This window comes from Candidatus Leptofilum sp. (assembly GCF_965223285.1).
GTDB lineage: Bacteria > Chloroflexota > Anaerolineae > Promineifilales > Promineifilaceae > Leptofilum.
Map to the genome: position 1 here is coordinate 4914947 of NZ_OZ244997.1, position 21463 is coordinate 4936409.

The following is a 21463-nucleotide window of genomic DNA, read 5'->3' on the forward strand; positions in this document are numbered from 1 at the left end:
TCTCAAACATATCCAAATAAAACCAAAAGTGACTGTCACCTTCATACCAAAGGAGCATTCATGCACAAAAGCGATATCGAAACATTGATTGCCTATAATTTCTGGGCTGACAATGAGATTTTGACGGCCTGCGAGCAAATCTCCGTGGAAGAGTTTACCCGCCCGGTGACGCCAAACCCCGGCTGGCACAGTTTGCGCGGCACGTTGGTACACTTGCTGGATACCGAGTATGGTTGGTGTGCTGCCCTGCAAAACCTGCCAGATGCTGGCGTTTTGCGTGAGGAAGATTTTCCCGATGTGGCCAGCCTGCGGACGCGTTGGCAGCAGGAAGAGGCGGCGTGGCTGACGTTCATTGCTGAAATGGATGATGCCGCACTGAACGCCATCTGGCGTGAAGAGGGAACGATTCAGCGAACGCGTTGGCAAACAATCCTGCACGTCATTAACGACGGCACTTATCACCGTAGTGAAGCGGCGGCGATGTTGACTGGATACGGCTGTTCGCCCGGTGAGCTGGATTTTGAGGGATATTTGGTTTGGCAGGGAATGTGAGGGGATATTTGTACACAAACGGTACCAATAGCTAATTGGTTTTAATCGTAACCCATTCTTCTGTGAAACCAATTTGCTCCATTGTTTTTTCAAAATCTAAAACCGGGGGACGCTTGAGCGAAAATCTTACGGAAGCAAAAGGAACATCATACTTGATTGTAAATTGGGAGCCATGGGGTTGCCAAGTGAATTTGTGTTTATTAGCCAGTTTGTCAAAGGCTTCAAAATTGCCTCTTGAATTAACACGCCATTCAAAATTTTGGGGAATGTAGCGCGGTGTTTCCAATTCAAACAGCGTGAACTCAAGTGCATTGGTATTTCTAACGAGAAAACAAGTGCGAAGATAATCAAATTTTTCCAGGGCGATATTCACCCGCTCATTCCAAATACGCAAGACAGCTTCCCCTGTTTTTTGAATGTCTTCGTGTGGGTTTTGAATCCCGTAGGAAAAGTCTGGTGAGTTTCTGCCAGAAATGACGCGAATAGTTTTGCAACTGTGCGGGTTGCTATTTTTAACACTTTTTACAGACCATGCTTGGCCCTCTAGCACAACATCAGCCAGCCCAACTGGGCTAGAAAGGTGATCACCATCGATTGACTTGGCAAAAATGTCTCCCCAATCTTCTCCACTAATTTTTGGCTTGCCCAACGCGCACTGATAAATAATCCATTTGCCGATGCCAGAAATGACAGAATTGGGGAACTCACCAAGCGGGTACAAATCCTGCGCTTTCCGGTTTTTGCTGTCTCTCAGCCTGGGTTTGCGCATATAACACCTCACGAATAACGGCTTCAATCATCGGTACTGGAACTGCATTGCCAGCTTGCTTTCTTGTTTGCGAATCTGAACAGACAATTTTGAATGAGTCGGGAAACCCCTGAAGCCTAAGCATTTCACGGGGGGTGAGCCGACGTTCTCCATTAACTAATAAATAATTGTATGAAGCCCCAGCTCGGAGGGCGCATGAGAATGGATGACTAGACACATTCCCGCTTTTATTTTCATGCCAAATTGCTGGAAAATGTTTACTTGTATGTGCTTCTTGTCGTTTTTCATAAATGAATTGGCTTGCATAATACTTCTCATCAACATTTGTTTCGAGGATTTGTTCAAGCGGCGTATAGTTTGAAGTTTTTTGAGGCCAATTAAATTGAATAGTGTGATTTAAGAACCCAACAATAATCGTACGCTCACGTTTTTGCGGCAAGCCAAAGTCTAGGGCGTTAAGAATAGTCCAATGCGTTTTATAGCCCAGTTCATTTAGTGCTTCTAAAATTCTATTGATAGTTTGCCGCTTATTGTGAGTAGCTAACTGTTTGACATTCTCTAAAACAATCATGGACGGCTTTTTTTCTTTAAGAATACGAACAATCTCGAAAAACAACGTCCCGCGCATATCATCAAATCCATGACGATTACCGATGATGCTAAACGGCTGGCAAGGAAATCCGGCACAAAGCATGTCGTGCTCAGGTATTGTTGAAGCACCAACGGCCGTAATGTCCCCAAATGGCATTATCCCATAATTTTCATAATAGGCTTCTTGTGCATAAGGATCAATTTCACTGGCAAAGATGCAAGTTCCACCATTTTGGGTAGCAGCCATATGAAATCCGCCAATCCCAGCAAATAAATCAATAAATGTAAATTCCTGCACGGAGATATCCTCAACAGTGTGAAATGAAAATTCTATGGATGATTCGTTGAAAATTATACTAGCACAAATTTTCTGATTTTGCGACATTTGCTTTACGCTTCTGTCTGATTTTCTTCTTGACTTCGAGCGTACTCGAACTGTTACAATGCTTGCACATTAGCAAATTGATGGGCTAAGACAGGGAAAACATTATGGAGCAACAATTCACTATTCGACAGGCGGCGGAAAAAATGGGCGTGACGGCGTACACACTGCGCTACTATGAAGAGATCGGCATTTTACCCGGCATTCAGCGCAACGGCAGCGGCCATCGCTTTTATGATGAGCAAGATTTGGGCTGGATTGGCTGGATTAAGCTGCTGCGCAGCAGCGGAATGCCCATTGAAACCATTCGTGAATTTGTGCAGCTAACCCAATCTGGCAACGATTCCATCCCTGCTCGCTGCGAAATCTTAGATGCCCATCGCCAAAAAATAAGAAGCCGCATTGATGAGTTACAGGGTTTCCTGGTGAAGTTGGATGACAAACTGCAATTTTACCAGGGTTTAGAAGATTAAAAGTCGTTAGCTACCCACAAGGAGAAATAACAATGGAATACACCACTCTTGGGCGCACTGGCGTGCAGGTCAGTCGCCTCTGTTTAGGCTGCATGAACTTTGGCGGCCGTACCAACACCACCGACGCAATCCAAATGATTGATCACGCACTCGATAGCGGCATAAATTTTATCGACACGGCCAATGTTTATGGCCATGAGCCGGGCAACTACAATGAAGGACGTGGTCGCAGTGAGCAAATCGTGGGGCAGGCACTCCAGCCCAGCAGCAAGCGCAGCAAAATTGTCCTGGCAACCAAGGTACATTATCCGATGCACTCAGAGCCAAATGGGGGTGGCAACAGCCGTCGCCACATCATTGAGCAGTGCCACGAATCGCTGCGCCGCTTAAACACCGAATGGATTGATTTGTATCAGCTTCACGCCGCCGATCCAACTGTGCCGATTGATGAAACATTACGTGCTTTGGACGATTTGATTCGGGCAGGCAAGGTGCGCTACATTGGTACCAGCGGCTTCCCCGCCTGGAAACTCATCGAGGCATTGTGGGTAGCAAAGGAGTATGGACTCAATCGCTTTGTGTGTGAGCAGCCGCCCTACAATTTGCTAGATCGGCGGATTGAGCGGGAGCTTTTGCCGATGGCCCAAAGCTATGGTTTAGGGATTATCACCTGGGCACCACTGGCTGGGGGTTTTCTCACGGGAAAATATCGCCCAGATGAAGCAGTGCCAGAGAATTCACGATACAGTGAGTTTTGGAAAGGGTTTGGCCGGGAACATTATCGGCCGTCTGTGTTTGAGGTGATTGAGAGGGTTACGGCCGTTTCCCAGCAAAAAGAATGTTCGCCAGCCCAACTCGCACTTGCTTGGCAGCGTTACCAACCAGCCATCACTGCCCCCATCATTGGCCCGCGCACCATGTCTCAACTCGAAGACGCGCTTGGCAGCCTAACAATTGAGTTAACCTCGGAAGAGTTAAACAAAATTGACGAGGTAGCCAAACCTACCCAATTCACCGTTTCTTATTACGGCGGCGAAGACGAAATCTGGCCAGGCTGGCAGCCAACCCAGTTCCGTTGGTAGGTTCGAGGTGACAGGTACTCCCCAAGTGTCTGTCACCTGGTCAAATTAATCGTCATCGTAGGCCCAAACGGAGATGTCCGGTGGCTCCTGCCCAAGCTGGCTGAGGATGGTAGCAACGTGGGTGCGGTGTTCGTTGGCGTGATGAATAGCCTGCACCAAAGGCACTACGGCGCGAAGATCGTGTTCTTCACCGTCGTAGGTAACGTTCAATATTTTTTCAAATGGATCTTCTTGAGCAATTTTGATCAGTGCCTCGCCACTCGTTGTGGCATGTTGGTGTAGTGATTGAATGCCGGGGAAAGCATCACTTGAGCGCATCGGCCGTTCCGGCTTCACCCCTGTCAACAAAGTCACATAATGTCCTTCGGCGGCCAACAAATGAACGAGTGTGTCCTGAATACGGCCGTACGTGCCCTCAATCTTTGCTTCTAGCTGCTCTGGAGCCAGCATGGCGCAGGCGTCTAGCAAGCGCAAATTAGCCCATAGATTGTGTTTGAACAATTCAACCAGTGTCGTTTCCATAAATCACCTCTTTTTTCTAATCGATGTCGTAGCGGATGCCCGCTTCATCCAGGCGGCGCATGCGCTCCCACTCCGGGATGTCGCCATCGGCTCCGGCATCTTTGAGCACCATGATTTGGCGCAGCTCGACGATTTGGTCGCGCAGCTGGGCTGCTTTCTCGAACTCCAACGCCTGCGCCGCTGCCTTCATCTGCTTCTCTAGCTCTTTAATCATCTGGTGCAACTCTGCTTTGGGCAGATCGGCAGCAGTGGTGTAGGGGGCTTTGCCTTCGGCAATGGCCAAATCTTCTTTATACTGTTCTGAGATGTCGTCTGTCAGGTCACGCACCAGCTTGCGGATACTCTTGGGCTCGATGCCGTGCGCCTCATTGTACGCCATCTGCCGTTCGCGCCGCTCATTGGTCGTGTCAATCGCCGCCTGCATGGAGCGTGTAATCTTCTCGGCGTACATAATGACTTTGCCCTCCACGTGCCGCGCTGCCCGGCCAATTGTTTGCGTCAGCGATGTTTCCGAGCGCAGGAACCCTTCCTTGTCCGCATCCAAAATGGCCACCAGCGACACTTCGGGTAGGTCTAAACCTTCTCGCAGCAGGTTGATGCCCACCACCACGTCGAACACCCCCATACGTAAATCGCGCAAAATTTCGGTGCGCTCAATGGTGTGCACTTCGGAGTGCAGGTAATGAACCTTGACGCCCATCTCCAGCAGGTAGTCGCTCAAATCTTCAGCCATCCGCTTGGTGAGGGTGGTGACCAGGACCCGCTCGCCGCGTTCTGTTCGCTGCCTGATTTCGCCCAACAGATCGTCCACCTGCCCTTTGGCACTGCGCACTTCCACTTCGGGGTCCAAAATGCCGGTGGGGCGGATGACCTGATGCACAATTTGCTGGGAATGCTCATGCTCATATGGTCCTGGCGTGGCACTGGTGCAGATGACCTGATTGATCCGGTCGTTAAATTCGTCAAAATTTAGGGGCCGATTATCCATTGCGCTGGGTAGCCGAAAACCGTAATCCACCAACGTTTGCTTGCGGCTGCGGTCGCCCGCGTACATGCCGCGGACCTGCGGGATGGTCATGTGGCTCTCGTCTAGGATGAGCAGGTAGTTGGCGGGGAAGTAATCCATCAATGTCCAGGGCGGTTCGCCTGGTTGGCGTTGATCCAGGTGGCGGCTGTAATTTTCAATGCCGGAAGTGAAACCAATTTCGCGCAGCATTTCCAGGTCGTAGCTAGCACGCTGCTCAATGCGCTGCGCTTCCAGCAGCATCTTTTTCTCTTTGAAGTAGGCAATTTGCTCGTTGAGTTCCTCTTCGATGTCGTTGATGGCCTGGGCCAGCTTGGCCTCGTCCGTCACAAATTCGCGGGCGGGGAAGATGTCTATTTTGGCCATGTCTAGCAGCACTTCGCCCGTCAGCACATCAAATTCGCTGATGCGCTCGACCTCGTCGCCCCAAAATTCAACGGAGTATGCGGTTTCGGCGTACGCGGGGAAGATTTGCAGGGTGTCGCCGCGTACGCGGAAGGTGCCGCGCCGCAGTTCCAAATCGTTGCGGTCGTACTGGATGGAGACGAGGCTGCGCAGCAGGGTGTCGCGCCGATAGCTGCCGCCCCGCTCGATGCCCACGGTGACCTGCCCCCAGGTTTCTGGGCTGCCGATGCCGTAAATACAGGAGACGGAGGCAACGATGACCACATCCTGACGGCTCATCAGGTTGGCCATGGTTTGCAGGCGTAAACGGCCGATTTCATCATTTATTTGCGTCTCTTTTTCAATAAAGAGGTCGTGGCGCGGCACGTAGGCTTCTGGCTGGTAATAATCGTAGTAGCTCACGAAGTAGGAGACGGCGTTCTTGGGGAAAAACTCGCGGAACTCGCTGTAAAGCTGGGCGGCGAGGGTTTTATTGTGGGCAATCACCAGGGTGGGGCGCTGGGTTTGCTGGATGACGTTGGCCATCGTGAATGTTTTGCCCGTGCCGGTGGCACCCAGCAGCGTTTGGAAGCGATCCCCGCGCTCCATCCCTTCCACCAGCTTTTCAATGGCAACTGGCTGGTCGCCCATCGGTGCAAAATCAGATTGAATTTGGAATTCAGGCATTTTTATCCTCTGGAAAATTTTAGTTCTAAATGGACCAAGCTGCCTCTTGAGCAGACCTTTCAATTTTAGCTTTTATTCTTGACAGCCTGTGTCATAAATGAAATTTCTAAATTAGAACGCAAGTTCGTAATTCTACCACAATTTGCCCTTGTAAGCCGCGATTTTGGGTTAATTTTCAGGATCGTGTCACGTTTTGCTGGGGTTGTTTGTCTTAGTTGGCAGAAAGAATTATGGGACGCGGATGAACGCGGAAAACGTGGATCAGAAAAGTTGGTGTCATCTACGTTCTAAATAGAACAGGGCTTACGCAATCGCCCAGTTGTGGCACGGTGGGACACTGGCCACAGCGTGAGAAGTGCGTAAGTCTGATAAAATGAGGTGAAATGATGACAAAACATGCGACGAAGATTTTGGTATTAGGTGGCGGGTATGCTGGAATTATGGCAACTTTGCGGTTGGCGGGTAAAACAAAGTGGCTGAATACGCAAATTACATTGGTGAATGGATTGGATCATTTTGTGGAACGGCCACGTTTGCATGAGGCAGCGACTGGGGCAAAGATTCGGCAGCCTGGAATTGCTCATTTGTTGCGGGGAACGGCCGTAACCTTTGTGCGTGGCTGGGCAACAGCCATCGATACAGATGTACAAACAGTTGCCCTCAAAACAGAAGAGGGTGAGAAAACGTTAGGCTACGACTATCTGGTTTACGCTTTGGGCAGCCAAACCCGGCGGCAGGGGGTTCCGGGCATGGCACAATTTGCTTACACGTTGGATGCAGTTGGAAAGCGGACGACCCGCGCTTTGCAAAGCCGCCTGAACAAACTGTTGCCTGGCAAGACAGTGACCGTTGTGGGCGGTGGCGCGACTGGTTTGGAAGTTGCCTGCGAGGTTAAGGCAAACTATCCGCAGTCGGTGGTTAAGCTGGTGACGGCGGGAGCCGCTGGGGATTTTAAGGGAGAGCGGATTCAGACTCACTTGCTGGAAGCGTTGGCTGAGCAAGGGATTGAGCTGCACGAGAACAGCCCGGTGCAGATGGTTTGCGAAGATGGGGTTCAGTTGCAGGACGGCCGTTTCTTGCCAGCGGCAGCGACTATTTGGTGTAGCGGATTCCAGGTACCGGGTCTGGCAAAAGAGGCGGGATTGCCTGTCAATGGACTGAACCAACTGCTGGCCGATCCGTTTCTGCGCTCGACAGGATATGCTAACATTTATGCGGTTGGTGATGCCGTCAACCCCGTGGAAGACCCTGGCACGCCCGTGCGGATGAGCCTTTTTGTGGCTTTGGTGACGGGGGCATTGGCGGCAGATAATATTACAGCCGTTCTCAAACAAAAATCGCAACGGCCGTTGAGCTTTGCCACTTACGGGCAGGCCATCGGCATGGGGCCGCATGATGCCGTAGGTTTTAATACTTTCCCGGCCGATCGTGCGGTTGGTCCCGTTTTTCGGCGGAAAACGGCCGTGCGGCTGCGTAGCTTTTTTGTTTGGCTGCTGTTGGCCTTTTTGAAGATTGAACGCAGGCTGCCTGGCTTTTTCTTCTGGTTTGGGAAGGGGCGATTTGCCCGACAGCAGAAGAAAGTGGGTAAGATGGAAACGGCCGTTGGAAGATTGGAGAGTGGAGATTAAAGATTGCATGGCTGAATCATTGGCAAGCCATTTTGAAACATATCGCCCGCTGCTGTTTGGGCTGGCCTACCGCATGTTGGGGACGGCATCCGAGGCAGAAGATATTGTGCAGGATGTCTATTTGCGGGCGCGGGAAGTGCCAGCCGCCCAAGTGAAAAATGTGAAGGCGTATCTAACGACGATTGCTACCCGCCTTAGTTTGAACCGGCTCCAGTCGGCCAGCCAGCAGCGCGAAACGTATCTTGGCCCCTGGCTGCCAGAGCCGGTGTTAACGACCCATTTGCCTGAGTTAGCCAATCCACAAGACCAAATGATTTTGCACGATTCAATTTCCATTGCCTTCCTGACGCTGCTGGAGAAGTTGTCTCCAGCGGAGCGAGCGGTCTTCTTGTTGCATGAAGTCTTTGCGTACAGCTATCGTGAAATTGGGGAGATGTTGGAGAAGTCGGATGCGGCTTGCCGTCAGTTGGGGCGACGAGCGCGACAGCACATTGCCGCCAATCGCGCCCGCTTCGATAGCAATCCAGCCGACCACGAGCGACTACTGCAGGGCTTTTTGCAGGTGGTGGAGGTTGGGGATTTTGCGGGATTTTTGGCGATGCTGACGGAAGACGTCACGCTGGTGCCAGACGGTGGCGGTGAACGGGGTGCGGCTATTCGGGTGCTGCGCGGTCAGCAATCTGTAAGCCAATTTATGATGGGGGTGCGGAAACTGTCACCGCCAAATCTGGAAGCCAAAATTGTGTCGCTAAACGGCCGTCCCTCAATCCTGCTTACGGCCAGTGGCAAACCATTTGTGGTGATTTGTGTGTATGCGGTAGACGGCCGTATCGCCCTCATTCAGCTTATTGCCGGGAAGAAGCTGGCACATTTATATATTTAATCTTAATCGTCCTGGCCGAAGTAGGCGTTCCAGGCGTCCAAATCTTTGTCGCTAAGGTTATGGGGGTTGGGGGATTTTTTCTTCTTTTGAGGGCGGGGCTTGGCTTTTTTAGTTTCAGTGGTTGGTTTGTTAATGGATTGTGGTTCCTGCTTCGGTTCGCCGCCAAAGAGGGTGAGCCATTCAAGTAGCTCTTCATCGCTCAGTTCAGGATTTTCTCGGTCGCTGCTGGCAGGTGGTTTGGGAATGGCTTCCGCTTCTTCCGGTTCTGGCTCAGGTTCAGGGATGAGGCGGTTGGGCGGGATTGGCTTGGGGCGGTTGCGGAGCGCGTTTTCGTCCACAGGGCCAAACAGATCGAGCCATTCGCTAACTTCGGCGTCGCTAATCACCGGGTCTTCATCGGTGATAGTAGGGCCGGGTAAGATGCGTTCTTCTTTGTCGTCGTTGAGGCGGTGGGCAAATTGCTCGCTGCGAATGTGGGGCATTTTGCGCTTCTTGGCGGCGTTGATGATTTCCTGGTCGCTGGTGACGAGGCGGAATTCGGGCGGGTTGTTGACGCGGTTGATGCGGGCAATGATGAGGGAATCGGCCGTTTTCCCCTGGCGAACAAATATCACTTTTACCTGGGAGTTGGAGAGGTTGACATTATGCCCGCCGGGGATGCCGCCGTCAAAATAAACGGTGACGACGCGCTTGGCGGATACGGCCGTCCACTGCCTTAATTTCAAAATCAGTTGAATTTCATCGTCGGGGTCGCTCAGGTCAATGTCTGGCAGCTTGGCGATGAGGTTGTGGCCGTCAATTAGGTAATGCATGAGATTAAGTGTGCAAGTTTGAATATTAGGCTTATTTTAGCACCAGCGGGAGGAATTGTTTATTGGAAAGTTGTGAGAGGTCAATGTACCAGGGAACGGCCGTTGCCTCTGATCTAAAAAATTCTTGCAGCATTCCGGCGACTTTGGCGGCCCCGCTGTCAGAAGGATGGGTGCCATCATCCACAAAATCGCTGCACAGCCAGGTGAGGCCATCGCTGCGTGGCGTGAGCCCATCGGCCCACAAGTACGGCCCCCAGGCCAGCCAGGGCGCATTCACGGTTCCCAACATCGGATCATAGTTCAGGTCTGGATTGCCGTTGATTTGCTCTTCAATGAGCCATTTGACGCCGAAGCCGCTTTGGTACGCTTCTGGCTCTGGGCTGAGGTCAGTGGAGGCGTAGCCTGCGTAAATGCGGCTGGAAAGGTAGATGATTTTGAGGTTGGGGAAGCGATCTTTGGCAATTTGTACAATGGCTTGCAGTTGATCCCGCAAGATTTGGGCATCTGTGGGGAACTGTTCGCTGGGATCAACATTGCTGCGAACCTGCTTCATCCAAATGATTTGCACTTGTTGTGGCGTTAGGCCATCCATTGCCAGCCGCTGATCAACATTGGGCCAGAAATCATCGGTGGGATTTGAGATGTTTTCGGCCGTTTTGCCACCTTGCGCCCCGTTGACGATGGCGACGTTGGCGGCGCGGAGCGGGTCATTTTCTGCCAGGCTCATAAACGCCTGGAACTCTTGGGACGTGTTGGACATGCCGATGGAGAGGAGGACGATACGGCCGTTTCCCACATCAACTTGCCCGCTACTGTTCAACGGCTGGATGCTGTTGGCAATTGCCAAACCAGCTTCGGCATGGGCAGCGGGCAGCTCGTTGCTGCCGTTGGGGTACAGGCCGCCCTGGCTGCCCAGGTGTGTTCCCGCGCCCAAATCATTTAGCGGTACAAAGCCCACCGAGGTGACGCCACATTCCGAGGCAAACGTTTGGCTGGGGTGAGGGATGGCAAGGGTGAGCAGGGTAAGTGCTAAGAGTAGAAGAGTGAGTTTGGCTTGGTTTGGCATATACCGAAATGAGTGTGTGTTTTTACCTCCATATTTCAACCTGAAATTCAGGGAAAAACGCCCTAAATTTTTCGAGGATTTCTCTCCTTAAAGAATCCATTTCATGGCAGGCGTTTGACGATAAAAAGTAAACAGGACAATCTTCACGACCACAGCCACAAGCTCTAATTGCACCGATTCTCAAAAGATTTTCAAACGAAGCACGCAGCTTTTGTAGATCAACTACAATCTCTCTCAAAGTGTCTCGTACTTCTATGTCTCGGATCTCGTTTAGAGGAGGAAATCTCTTGATTATGGTTCCATCACGGAGCCTGTGAATTCCTGTTTGGAGAGCTTCAATGGTGTCGCCGATGGCCTTTTTGAAATGCGGCAAGTTGCTTTCGCGATAGAAAGGAGTTGTAAAGGCAGGTCTGTCAAAACAGGAAGCATAAGCTGTAAGTATCTTGTTATCGTCGAATTTTTCGTCTTTTAGAATAAAAGCAGAAATTTCTGACACACTTTCGGGGAAAGCTTCTCCTTCACAAAATCTACGAATAAGAGAAGGAGTGTCCTTTCGAAGCCTTTCTTCAAATTCGGTTCCGCTCCAGATTTCCACGGCGAATATGCCTTTACTTTTTGCATATTCGTCAATACGATTTCTCATATTAGCTGAAATCTTCCCTCCAATAATTAAAACAAACTTGCTCGGCACCTGATTAGGCCCAGAACATATCTTATCAATGTCTTCTTTAGCTTTTTTAAATGTAAGTCTTTGATGATTGGCACATTGATAACAGATGGTAGAAATCCGATGTCGATTTGATAAAACTCCCCAAATGTCCCTTCCACGATCCGAACCAAGTTGTCCGTACCACTCAATCAAATCCCATTCTTCTGTACGAAGGAGATAGGCGAATGCTAAACGCTCGAACTCATAACCGCTACGATCTTCAAAATGGATAGGTTGTACGATTATTTCTGGCATCAAAAATTCCCCAAAGTTGACTCAGAACTTATAGTTAGAATCTACCAAAAGTTGATTAAGGTAAGGTTCGACTTGCCAAAATTGTTGGAGTTGAGTGTATTCGGCCATTGCTTGCCCTGAGTTTGCCGAAGGGGCCGTTTCTCCCCCGCTATCACCTTTCTTCACAGCCCGCAAAAGCAGATTTTTGGGCGTGTGGTCTGGCGAAATGAACTCCATTGCCGACACTTGGTAGCCGTGCATCCGCAGAATGGCGGCGCGGAAGGCGTCGGTGAGGATGTCGCCCAGGCGTTCGTGCAGCAGGTTATGGCGCAAAACGACTAGACCAAAGCAACCTGTAATCGTTTGCCGAGGGCGAGGGCTGCTTTTTCAAGCGTGGTCAGCGTAGCAGATTCATTACTTGGGTCGAGCAATCTGTCCACAGCGGCACGGCTAGTTTGCATTCGCCTCGCCATCTCCGCTTTTGACAATCTTTGTTGTTCCATTAGCTGAGAGATTTGGAAAGCAATAACGCGCTTGATGGCAACCGCTTCTGCCTCAGCTAAAAGGCCTTCCTCCGCTAAAAAATCATCCAACGTGTCACCGATATGTTTCTCGTCCATATTTATCCTCGCAGTACCTTCAGACGCTGTTTTGCCAGTTGTAGATCACTTTTAGGCGTTTTTTGTGATTTCTTAATGAAGCCATGTAGCAAAATCATTCTGTCGCCATCAACGGTAAAAATAACTCTAGCGATACGGTTCTGGATTCTGGAGCGTACTTCCCATAAGTCTCGTTCTAGCTTGCGAATAAGTGGCATACCAAGCGGCCAACCAAATTGGGCAGTTTTTAGATCGTTGCCAATAACTTTTCTATCTTCGACGGGCAATCCTTTTAACCAATCACGAACAGGCTGCTTATTATTGGCTGTTTTGAAAAAGTAGACCTGTAAGCGCGGTTCGCCATTCATGCTGCGAGTGTATCATTTTTGGTACGCTTGAGCAAGATAAGAATGCAGCGGTTTTCACAATTTGATTGAGAGGAGTTGAGCAAGGTATGGTTCGACTTGCCAATATTGTTGAAGTTGGGCGTATTCAGCAACTGCTTGCCCTGAGTTTGCCGAAGGGGCCGTTTCCACTCCCACATTATACCCCTTCCTCACCGCCCGCAATAGCAAATTCTTGGGCGTGTGGTCTGGCGAAATGAACTCCATTGCCGACACTTGGTAGCCGTGCATCCGCAAAATGGCGGCGCGGAAGGCGTCGGTGAGGATGTCGCCCAAGCGTTCGTGCAACAAATTGTGGCGCAAAACGGCCGTAAATTCAGTTGGAGACGGCCGTTCCCGTAACTGCACCTGCAAATGATGGTGACAGCAGGGGGCAGCAATGATTACCTTGCTTTGCCAGCGGATGCCCTGGGCCAGCGTATCGTCGGTGGCCGTGTCGCAGGCGTGCAGCGCCACCACAATGTTGGGCGGTGTGTCGGTCTGGTAATCAATAATCATCCCTTGCTTAAACGTGAGGGCGTCCCAGCCGAGTACCGCAGCAGTTTTTTTATTTTTGGCAATGAGCTTTTCCTGCCCGTCCACGCCCACGATGCGGGTCTGCTTTCCTAGAATATTGTGCAAATAATGGTAAGCGGCAAACGTCAGATAGGCACTGCCGCAGCCAAAATCAATCATGCGGATCGGTTCTGGCAGGGCGGCAATCGCGTCAATCTCATCCAGAATTTTGAGGAAGGCGTTGATTTGCTGGAACTTGGCGCGATGGTTGGCTTTGATACGGTCGTCCCCCCGCATCACCCCCATCACTTTCAAAAACGGAATGTCCTCCCCCTCAGACAAAATCGTGTTTTTACGCCGGTCGTGCGCTAAATCCACCGCCTGCGGCTTTTCTGTCGCCTTGCGGTTGATGATGGGTTTGCGCTTCTTACTCAGGTTAATTTGAATCGTTTCAGTTTGGCTGATGATGTGGAAGTTGCGGAAGGGGAGGGTGAGGGCGTTGTTGAGTTCGGTAACGGCCGTTTCCCCCAAATAATTCTTCACAATGTTCTGTTTCTCATCAAAAAAGGAAAATTGCAAATGCCGCTTGCCTCGCACTTCCACCGGGCGCAGTTCCAACTTCTGCCAGCGAATCGTTTGCCCCCGCTGCCGCCCGCTAAAAGTCGCCCGCACAAAGTTGGCTTCGTCCAGAATTGCGTTGCGAACTGTCTTTTGGTAATCGCTCATTATTTTTTATCCGCAGATTGGCGCAACTTGCGCTTGCAGATTAACGCAGATTTGTTTTCTGCACTCAAAATCTCTTTTTTCTCTTTGGTCTCTGTGGCTAAAGAATTTCCAGATTGGCAAAGCTGGCCGCCAGCCGCTTCACGCCCACGTCGGCAAAGGCCACCGACACTTCCTCGTCGTTGCCCGTTAGCTTGCTTTCAATGACCGTGCCCTCGCCAAACTTTTTGTGGCGCACTTTTTGGCCTGTTTTGTACTTGGCAACTTGTGGGCCGCTGGGTGTCAGATCATCCTCTTCGTGGTGGGGTTTGGGTAGGTTGGCTGGACGGTTGTTGATGCGTGACTGGCCGCTGTTTTGGGTGCTGTCTGCCCAAGAGTAGCTTTTGCGGCTGGCTGGGCGAGAGCTGCTGCGTTGGGAGGCACGCCCGTAGCCCGAAGACCTGCTACCAGATGACCAATTCCAACTGCTGGCCTGCCGAAAACTGTTTTCGCGCCGCTGTTTAGCCGTACCGCCCTCGGTTAAATCCAGCGGAATCTCTTGCAAGAAGCGAGAGGGAATGGCCACTTCTGTCTCGCCGAAAAAGGTGCGGCGAAAGGCGTGCGTGATAAACACAACATCCTTGGCGCGGGTAATGCCGACGTAAAACAGACGCCGCTCTTCGGCCATCGATTCGCTGTCTTCCATCGACCGGCTATGGGGCAGCACCCCATCTTCCAACCCGGTGAGAAACACCACGGGAAATTCCAGCCCCTTGGCCGCATGCAGCGTCAGCAGCGTCACCGCCTTAGGGTCATCTTCCAGATCGTCTGTCTCGGAGACAAGGGCCACCTGCTCCAGAAATTCGCTCAGCGTCAAGCCTTCGCCCATAAGCGCCACACCGCGCAGCTCCATCACGTTGGCCCAGCGGTCGCGCGCTTCATCCACATCTTTGGCACTGTTTTCGATGTAGTCACGGTAAGCCGTTTGCTCCAAAATGAGATCGAGTAGGTCGCCAACGGTAGCGGAATCCCGCACGGTGAGCCAAGCGTTGAGCATGTTGCCAAAGTTGCTGAGTGCGTTGAAGGCACGCCCCCGGAACGGATGCTGCACCTCCGGATCAGTCGCCAAGCGAACCACCGCCTCGCTAGGGGACATGCTGTTGTAGAACGCCCACTCCTGCAAATTTTCCTGCGTCTTTTTGCCAATGCCGCGCGTGGGCGTGTTGATGACGCGGGCAAAGCTCACAGAGTCCAGCGGATTGTGCACCAGCCGCAGGTAGGCGATCACGTCTTTTACCTCGCGCCGCTTGTAAAATTGGGTAGCTCCTACTAGCTTGTACGGCATTTGGGCGCGGATGAACGCTTCTTCCAAAGCGCGGGATTGGGCGTTGGTGCGGTACATCACCGCCATTTCGCCGGGTGAGTAACCTTGGAGTCGCAAATTTTGAATCTGGTTTATCACCACTTCCGCTTCTTCGCGCTCGTCGTACACTTCGCGCACGGTGATCTTTTCGCCACCCTGGCGCGTGGTGAACAGCTCTTTGTGGACGCGGTTTTTATTTTGCTTGATGACCGCCTTGGCCACGTCCAAAATAATTTGGGTGGAGCGATAATTTTGCTCTAGTAAGATGAGTTCGGCGTCTGGGTACGTTTCGCGGAATTTATTGATGTTGCGGTAGTCGGCCCCGCGCCATTTGTAGATGGATTGGTCGGAATCGCCAACGGCAAAGATGTTTTGATGCGCGGAAGCCAACCGTTGCAGCAGGCCATATTGGGCAGTGTTGGTGTCTTGGAACTCGTCTACCAGAATGTGACGGTATCGCTCCTGATATTTTTGCAGCACATCGGGCCGTTGGTCGAACAGCAGCACGGTGTTCATGAGCAGGTCATCAAAATCCATGGCGTTGTTGGCCATGAGCACCTGCTGGTAGCGAGCGTAAACGCGCTTGGTCACTTCGGCAATGTAGTTGCCCGCAGCGTACAGTTCAGCCGTGATTAGTTCGTTTTTGGCATTGCTGATGCCGTTGAGCATTTTGTTGACGGGGAATTTCTTGTCGTCAAGGTTCAAATCTTTGAGGGCTTGTTTAACCACTTGCTGCTGATCGGCCGTATCAAAAATGACAAAATCGCGCTCGTACCCTTCCAAATTGTCGCTTTCTTGCCGCAAAATCCGGGCGCAGGTGGCGTGGAAGGTGCCCATCGTCAGGCCACGCGGACGGCCGTCTAGCAATTCTTCAATCCGATGGTTCATCTCTTTGGCCGCTTTGTTCGTAAACGTCACCGCCATGATTTGCCACGGTGCCACGTTCATCTCCCGAATGAGATGAACAATGCGATGAGTGAGGACGCGGGTTTTGCCGCTGCCCGGCCCGGCCAGTACCAAAATGGGGCCCTCTCCAGCGGTAACGGCCGTTACTTGTGCTTCATTCAAGCCTTCAAGGTAAAAAGTCATGGGGTTATTGTAACGTGACACGTAGGGTTTGGCATATCAAAATGGTGGGCGAATGAAGATTGGTAGGGGCGAGGCGGTGGCGGAAAATGTGTGATTGCACGAACCATCTGTTCTCGCCACCGCCTCGCCCAATTGCCACAATGGTCAGGTGGTTTGCAATGCAAAAGCAAAGGGGCAAGGCAATCGGAGAGAAGGTTTTTCGTCAGGCCAAGATCGTGGCCGATTGCCTCGCCCCTACTCATAGCGCAGCGCGGCAATGGGATCGAGCCGGATGGCCCGCAGGGCGGGGTAGATGCCAGAGAGGACGCCAACAAGGGCGGCAAAGGCGAGGGCAAAGACGGGCAACCAGAGTGGCGTGTAGACGAGCGATTCCACTTCACCGGTGCCGCCTGATTGGGCGATTTGGGCTAATAAATATTGCTGACCAATAAAGCCACCAATCTGCCCCAGCACAATGCCAAAAAGCACGCCGCCAATGCCGCCGATGAGGCCAATCGCCCCCGCTTCCGCCAAAAAGATAAGCATCACGTCCCGGTTGGTGGCGCCGACGGCTTTCATGAGGCCAATTTCGCGGGTGCGCTCATAGATTGACATAATCATTGTGTTGGCAATGCCAAACGCCGCGACGACGAGTGCCAAACCGCCAATGCCCCCGACAACTGCTTGAATGATTAAAAAGATGACGTTGATGCTGCTGAGGACGCTTTGAAAAGAGAAGACGAAGAAACCTTGGCGCGTAATCTCTTGCTCTACGGCCGTTGCTGCATCTGCTGACTCCACTTTAACCAATGCCTGACTATAACCATCCCGATTAATGTTGGGACGCTGCCCGGTGGCCCAGGTATTTAAATCCTGTACGTTGCGGATGGGCATGTAGATGGAGAAGTCGCGCTCTCCGCCCGATTCTGCCATGACGCCAATGACCCGTACGCGCACGGTCCGTTCTATCGTTTCGCCCGTTTCACCAGAGAAGCGAGTAAGCACTAACTGCAAAGTTTTTCCTTGCAAATTGAGATCATCGCCGCCTGCTTCCCCCGTTTGGGCATTAAAAAAGTTGTCGGCGACCCGTGCGCCTACCAATGCTTGCCACTGCCCGGGTGAATCTGTACCGCTGGCCATCTCGACGCCAAAATTGCGGTATTCGGCCGTGTCTAACCCCTGGATTGAGGTGAAACCCGTCAGGCGGTTGAGGCGGAGTTCGGCACTGGCTTGCAGGCGCAGCAGGGGGGTGGCGGCCAATACGCCAGGAATCTCGCGGAAGGCATCAATTGCCTGGTCATTAAGAACCACGTCGCTTTGAATGCCTGCCCCACCGGCAAAGAAGATGTCGCCGGGAGAATTGACAGTCATTTCGGTAAGGTCGCCAATGTCGTCAAAGCCAGAAAGGACAGACCGCTGTAAGCCCGCGCCCAAAGACATGAGCAGGATGACTGCGGCCGTGCCAATAAACACTCCGGCAGAGGTCATCATCACCCGGAATTTCATCCGCAGCAGGTTATTTTTGACGAGGCGAAGCAGTTCAACTATGCGCATAATGAGACGGGAGATTAGAGATTGGAGATTGGAGATTAGGTGAATGCCCAATCTCCAATCTCCGATCTCCAATCTCTTCTTAACTCCCCAAGCCCAACATGCCGCGAATGAATCGCCAGAGCAGTTGGCCAAAAGATTCATCTTCGTCGGATGGTACGGCCGTATCCCCATCCACCACAATCACCTCACCATCTTCCGTAAACTGTGGCGGCTCGTCTGGGGCATCCACCGGCACGGTGAGCGTTTGTTCAAAGATTTGTGGCTGGTTGAAATCATCCAGATAGTTGACCGTCACCAGAACTTCCAGCGGGCCACCCTCTTCAGGGAAAATGAGGCCGTCCAATGAACCAGAGGTGCCGCCGTCTAGCGGGCCGATGTAGATGGAGTTGTTTTCTACCGTTCCGCCGGGGCTGCTGAGGCTGAGCGTGCTGACGTTGATGAGGCTGCGGCCGATGTTGACCACTTCTACGGGCAAATCAAGCGGTTGCCCCACAAAGCCGGGGCCGGTGCTGCGGTAGAAACCTACCTGGAGCTGTGGTGCTTTTTCCACCAGCAGATTGACCACCTGGGCATCGGTGCGGTCACTGTTGCCGTAGCTAAACTCGATGGGCAGATTGTACACGCCAGAAGCGGCCGTTCCATCCACTAGCATCGTCACTACCACTTCTGTAACCTCATCCGCCGCCAGCTCTTCAATAAAGCGCACGTTGCCAGAGTTTACCAGGGCAAAGGGGGTGAGCTGCGCCCCGCCGCTGCCGCCGAGGGTTAGCAACACATCTTCGGCCGCTTCATCTCCCACATTGCTGAGCAGCAGTTTGAGATCAAAGCGGGTGCCGGGCTGCAAATTGGCAGGGGCGACTTCATAGGTGGTTAGCACCAGACGCGGCTCGGCGGGGCCGCGCGTTGGCGTGGCGGTGGCCCCTTGCCCAATGTTTAGCCCCACGCCGGGCTGTGTGTTGTAGGGACGGCCGTCTAAATCAAAAAAGTCAATGTTAAAGCCCAGATTTTGTGGGCCGTTAGGAGCATTCTCTCGCACAATCAGCGACAGCGTCGTCGTGACGATTTCGTTGACGCCAATGCGGGGCAAAATTTGCACGCTGCTGCCTGCAGCGGGAATAGCCAGATCGGCGGATTGCAGCTCCAGCTCAATGTCGATGGCGGTCCAGTTGCCCAAATTGGCCAGCTCTAGCGTAAGCTCAAACGGCTCACCTGGCGTCAGGCTAGTTGGGCTGGTCAGTGCCGAGCGAATGGCAATTTGCGGCTGGCCAAAGACAAAGCCAGTGGTTGGAGACGGGACGGGCGTATTGGTGGGCACAGGCGTGGGCGTGGGGCCAAAAATTTCCAGCACGCCTTCTAGCACGGCGTTGGGGCCATCTTGCGCCCCCAGGCCCACCTGAACGTTGTATTTTCCCAGGTTTAGCCCTGGGGGGATGATGCCTGTCAATACTTCGTTGTTGACATAAGTTGTTTGCAGGACGCCATACCCTACAACGCGGATGACGCTACCCGCGGTGAAGTTGTTGCCGTAGACAGTGAGCGTGCCGCCTGTCTCAGCAGAGATGCGCCCAGGTTCGATGGCGGTGAGAATGATAGGGGCGGTGGTGGGTGGCAGCGGGGTTGCTGTGTTGGTTGGTGTAGGCGTGCTCGTTGTCGTGGGGGTGATGGTAGCTGTTGGCGTGACTTGCAATCCAAAACTCCCGTTTCGCACTGCAATGGGTTCTGAAGCAGGTGCCGCCGCCACTAGTCGGGGCAGCATAAACACGAAACCAAGCGCAAATACACTGAATCCCAAAATGGCTGTTAAAGGCAATCTTTTTTGAACCGCAAAGAGAGCGGAGAATCCTGAGATTTTTCTCTTTTCCCTCTGTGTTCTCTGTGGCCATTTCTTAATTTGCTTGTTCATAACTTCCTCGTACGTCTGCCAGAATACGGCCGTCTAAAATTTGGATGTGGCGCGTGGTGGCCGCCAGCAGCGACTGGTCATGCGTCACCATGATGATGGTGCGCTGCTCTTCCCGGTTGAGCCGCTGCAAAATGTTGATCACCTCGCCACCTGATTTGCTGTCTAAATTCCCCGTTGGCTCATCGGCCAGGACGATGGCTGGGTTGTTTACCAGCGAACGGGCAATGGAAACGCGCTGCTGCTGACCACCGGAAAGCTCGGTTGGTTTGTGGTGGATGCGGTCACCTAGTCCAACCATCTCCAGCAGCTTTGTGGCGCGTGCAGTGCGCTCGCTGGGGCTGACGCGGGCAAACAGCATGGGAAACTCCACGTTTTGGAGGGCGGTCATGGTGGGAATGAGGTTGAAGGATTGGAAGATAAAGCCGATCGATTTTTGCCGGTATTGGGCCAGTCCATTTTCATCAAGCGCGGCGATGTCGGTGCCATCCACCCAAATTTCGCCAGAAGTTGGCTGATCTAGCCCGCCAATGAGGTAAAGTAGCGTAGACTTACCAGAACCAGATGGCCCGACAATGCCCATGAAGTCGCCTTGTTCAATGGCCACATCCACACCGTCAAGCGCATGCACAATTTCGGTGCCCATCTGGAAGTGGCGGTGCAGGGTTCGCACCTGGATGAAGCTGTGGTCGGTCATGCACCCACAAATCCGCTGGCCAGATTGGTGGAAACGGCCGTAAAAATCAACCTTACCGCCATAAATACCACCCACACAATCAGCACCAAGCCAAATGATTTGCGCCAGGAGAGCTTGGTAACGGCCGTAATGCCAATGGTGAGCAGGGCTAAATTCCAAAAGAGGTAAATATCAATTTGCCCTAAAAATGCTTGCAAAATTGCTTCCCCTGTGGTGGGTAGCGTACCAAATGGATCGCTCGGATCAGGCGTGGGCACACTTGCAAACCCAGACAATCCGGGATTTGTAATGAGCGTTTGCGTGGCGGTGATGTAAACTGCTTGCAAAACGGCACGAAGCATATAAGGTAACCAGGCCCAAATAACGACCTGAAATACCTGTAAAAATGTGCTGTTGCCACCCACCATTGACGCCAGTAAATAGAGGGCACCTGCCCAAAGAAGCCAGCTCAATACACGGCCAATCGCGGCAAAAACGGCCGGGACGACCGTTGTGAGAATGGGGGAAGTGGCAAAGGAGGCAGCCTGCTCCACATCCACGCCGCTATCTTCAAAGCCCGGCTGGTTTTGGAACTGTTCTTCAAGCTGGTCACGGGTTTGCTGAGTGGTAATCGGCCCGCTGGCAATAATGGGCAGCGTCACCAGAATCATGCCCAAAATGGCCAAGATGATCCAGGCGCGGCTGCTGCCGTGGCGCAGGGTGGCAAAGGTAATGCGGGGCTTGGCCAAAACGCCCCAAACCATTGCCAAAAATCCGGGATTGTTCGTGCTGGGTGCTGCGGGTGAAACGGTGCCTTCTGTCATTTTTACCCCCTCAACAATAGGCAAAACCTTGTGGATATTTTACAGAAAACGGCCGTGCCGACCAAGTGAGGTGTGCCTAG

General features: G+C 52.3%; 21 protein-coding genes. 5 read left to right on the forward strand and 16 right to left on the reverse strand.

Features of this window, described 5'->3' with window-relative positions:
- Positions 1 to 60: 60 nt before the first annotated feature.
- Positions 61 to 552, forward strand: a complete 492-nt coding sequence (locus ACOQPU_RS22095) for a DinB family protein (RefSeq protein WP_420642005.1) — start codon at positions 61 to 63, stop codon at positions 550 to 552.
- A 31-nt stretch (positions 553 to 583) separates the two neighbouring features.
- On the opposite strand, the gene ACOQPU_RS22100 is transcribed toward ACOQPU_RS22095, so the two are convergent.
- Both ACOQPU_RS22100 and ACOQPU_RS22105 read right to left on the reverse strand, forming a co-directional pair.
- On the reverse strand, positions 584 to 1321 hold the full coding sequence (locus ACOQPU_RS22100) for a hypothetical protein (RefSeq protein ID WP_420642006.1): 738 nt from the start codon (positions 1319 to 1321) through the stop codon (positions 584 to 586).
- On the reverse strand, positions 1257 to 2297 hold the full coding sequence (locus tag ACOQPU_RS22105; RefSeq protein ID WP_420642007.1) for a DNA cytosine methyltransferase: 1041 nt from the start codon (positions 2295 to 2297) through the stop codon (positions 1257 to 1259). The genes ACOQPU_RS22100 and ACOQPU_RS22105 overlap by 65 nt, the downstream gene beginning before the upstream one ends.
- Positions 2298 to 2401: 104 nt before the next feature.
- On the opposite strand from ACOQPU_RS22105, the gene ACOQPU_RS22110 reads away from it, so the two are divergent.
- Together ACOQPU_RS22110 and ACOQPU_RS22115 are read left to right on the forward strand one after the other, a co-directional pair.
- Positions 2402 to 2767 carry a MerR family transcriptional regulator gene (locus ACOQPU_RS22110; protein ID WP_420642008.1) on the forward strand — a complete coding sequence of 122 codons (366 nt, stop codon included), beginning with the start codon at positions 2402 to 2404 and terminating at the stop codon, positions 2765 to 2767.
- Between the two features lie 32 nt (positions 2768 to 2799).
- Entirely contained in the window at positions 2800 to 3849 is a 1050-nt protein-coding gene (locus ACOQPU_RS22115) for an aldo/keto reductase (protein WP_420642009.1), read from the forward strand.
- A gap of 45 nt (positions 3850 to 3894) precedes the next feature.
- Here ACOQPU_RS22115 and ACOQPU_RS22120 read toward each other — a convergent pair whose 3' ends face one another.
- Together ACOQPU_RS22120 and uvrB are read right to left on the reverse strand one after the other, a co-directional pair.
- On the reverse strand, positions 3895 to 4371 hold the full coding sequence (locus ACOQPU_RS22120; RefSeq protein ID WP_420642010.1) for a DinB family protein: 477 nt from the start codon (positions 4369 to 4371) through the stop codon (positions 3895 to 3897).
- 16 nt (positions 4372 to 4387) lie between these two features.
- Positions 4388 to 6466 carry an excinuclease ABC subunit UvrB gene (uvrB, locus tag ACOQPU_RS22125; RefSeq protein ID WP_420642011.1) on the reverse strand — a complete coding sequence of 693 codons (2079 nt, stop codon included), beginning with the start codon at positions 6464 to 6466 and terminating at the stop codon, positions 4388 to 4390.
- A gap of 383 nt (positions 6467 to 6849) precedes the next feature.
- Here uvrB and ACOQPU_RS22130 point away from each other — a divergent pair, with 383 nt between their 5' ends.
- Together ACOQPU_RS22130 and sigJ are read left to right on the forward strand one after the other, a co-directional pair.
- Positions 6850 to 8094, forward strand: coding sequence for an NAD(P)/FAD-dependent oxidoreductase (locus ACOQPU_RS22130; RefSeq protein ID WP_420642012.1), 1245 nt, complete (start codon positions 6850 to 6852; stop codon positions 8092 to 8094).
- A 7-nt stretch (positions 8095 to 8101) separates the two neighbouring features.
- Entirely contained in the window at positions 8102 to 8977 is an 876-nt protein-coding gene (gene sigJ, locus ACOQPU_RS22135) for an RNA polymerase sigma factor SigJ (RefSeq protein WP_420642013.1), read from the forward strand.
- Between the two features lie 2 nt (positions 8978 to 8979).
- On the opposite strand, the gene ACOQPU_RS22140 is transcribed toward sigJ, so the two are convergent.
- The 12 genes from ACOQPU_RS22140 to ACOQPU_RS22195 form a co-directional block, all read right to left on the reverse strand.
- Entirely contained in the window at positions 8980 to 9789 is an 810-nt protein-coding gene (locus tag ACOQPU_RS22140) for an NYN domain-containing protein (RefSeq protein ID WP_420642014.1), read from the reverse strand.
- A gap of 31 nt (positions 9790 to 9820) precedes the next feature.
- A complete protein-coding gene (locus ACOQPU_RS22145) occupies positions 9821 to 10855 on the reverse strand; it encodes a hypothetical protein (protein WP_420642015.1) in 1035 nt (344 codons plus the stop codon).
- A 22-nt stretch (positions 10856 to 10877) separates the two neighbouring features.
- The gene (locus ACOQPU_RS22150) at positions 10878 to 11819 is read right to left on the reverse strand and encodes a hypothetical protein (RefSeq protein WP_420627333.1); all 942 of its coding nucleotides are present in this window, start codon (positions 11817 to 11819) and stop codon (positions 10878 to 10880) included.
- Positions 11820 to 11840: 21 nt separating this feature from the next.
- Positions 11841 to 12131 carry a hypothetical protein gene (locus tag ACOQPU_RS22155; protein WP_420627334.1) on the reverse strand — a complete coding sequence of 97 codons (291 nt, stop codon included), beginning with the start codon at positions 12129 to 12131 and terminating at the stop codon, positions 11841 to 11843.
- Positions 12132 to 12136: 5 nt separating this feature from the next.
- Positions 12137 to 12418 carry an XRE family transcriptional regulator gene (locus ACOQPU_RS22160; protein ID WP_420627335.1) on the reverse strand — a complete coding sequence of 94 codons (282 nt, stop codon included), beginning with the start codon at positions 12416 to 12418 and terminating at the stop codon, positions 12137 to 12139.
- Positions 12419 to 12420: 2 nt separating this feature from the next.
- A complete protein-coding gene (locus tag ACOQPU_RS22165; protein WP_420627336.1) occupies positions 12421 to 12765 on the reverse strand; it encodes a type II toxin-antitoxin system RelE/ParE family toxin in 345 nt (114 codons plus the stop codon).
- Between the two features lie 54 nt (positions 12766 to 12819).
- Positions 12820 to 14022 (reverse strand): class I SAM-dependent methyltransferase, encoded by a 1203-nt coding sequence (locus ACOQPU_RS22170; RefSeq protein ID WP_420642016.1) that lies wholly within the window; start codon positions 14020 to 14022, stop codon positions 12820 to 12822.
- Between the two features lie 97 nt (positions 14023 to 14119).
- On the reverse strand, positions 14120 to 16450 hold the full coding sequence (locus ACOQPU_RS22175; protein ID WP_420642017.1) for an ATP-dependent helicase: 2331 nt from the start codon (positions 16448 to 16450) through the stop codon (positions 14120 to 14122).
- 234 nt (positions 16451 to 16684) lie between these two features.
- On the reverse strand, positions 16685 to 18034 hold the full coding sequence (locus tag ACOQPU_RS22180; RefSeq protein ID WP_420642018.1) for an ABC transporter permease: 1350 nt from the start codon (positions 18032 to 18034) through the stop codon (positions 16685 to 16687).
- Positions 18035 to 18062: 28 nt separating this feature from the next.
- The gene (locus ACOQPU_RS22185) at positions 18063 to 19739 is read right to left on the reverse strand and encodes an IPT/TIG domain-containing protein (RefSeq protein WP_420642019.1); all 1677 of its coding nucleotides are present in this window, start codon (positions 19737 to 19739) and stop codon (positions 18063 to 18065) included.
- A gap of 130 nt (positions 19740 to 19869) precedes the next feature.
- Positions 19870 to 20580 carry an ABC transporter ATP-binding protein gene (locus ACOQPU_RS22190; RefSeq protein ID WP_420642020.1) on the reverse strand — a complete coding sequence of 237 codons (711 nt, stop codon included), beginning with the start codon at positions 20578 to 20580 and terminating at the stop codon, positions 19870 to 19872.
- On the reverse strand, positions 20577 to 21383 hold the full coding sequence (locus ACOQPU_RS22195) for a Yip1 family protein (protein WP_420642021.1): 807 nt from the start codon (positions 21381 to 21383) through the stop codon (positions 20577 to 20579). Before ACOQPU_RS22195 ends, ACOQPU_RS22190 begins: the two co-directional genes overlap by 4 nt.
- Between the last annotated feature and the right edge of the window lie 80 nt (positions 21384 to 21463).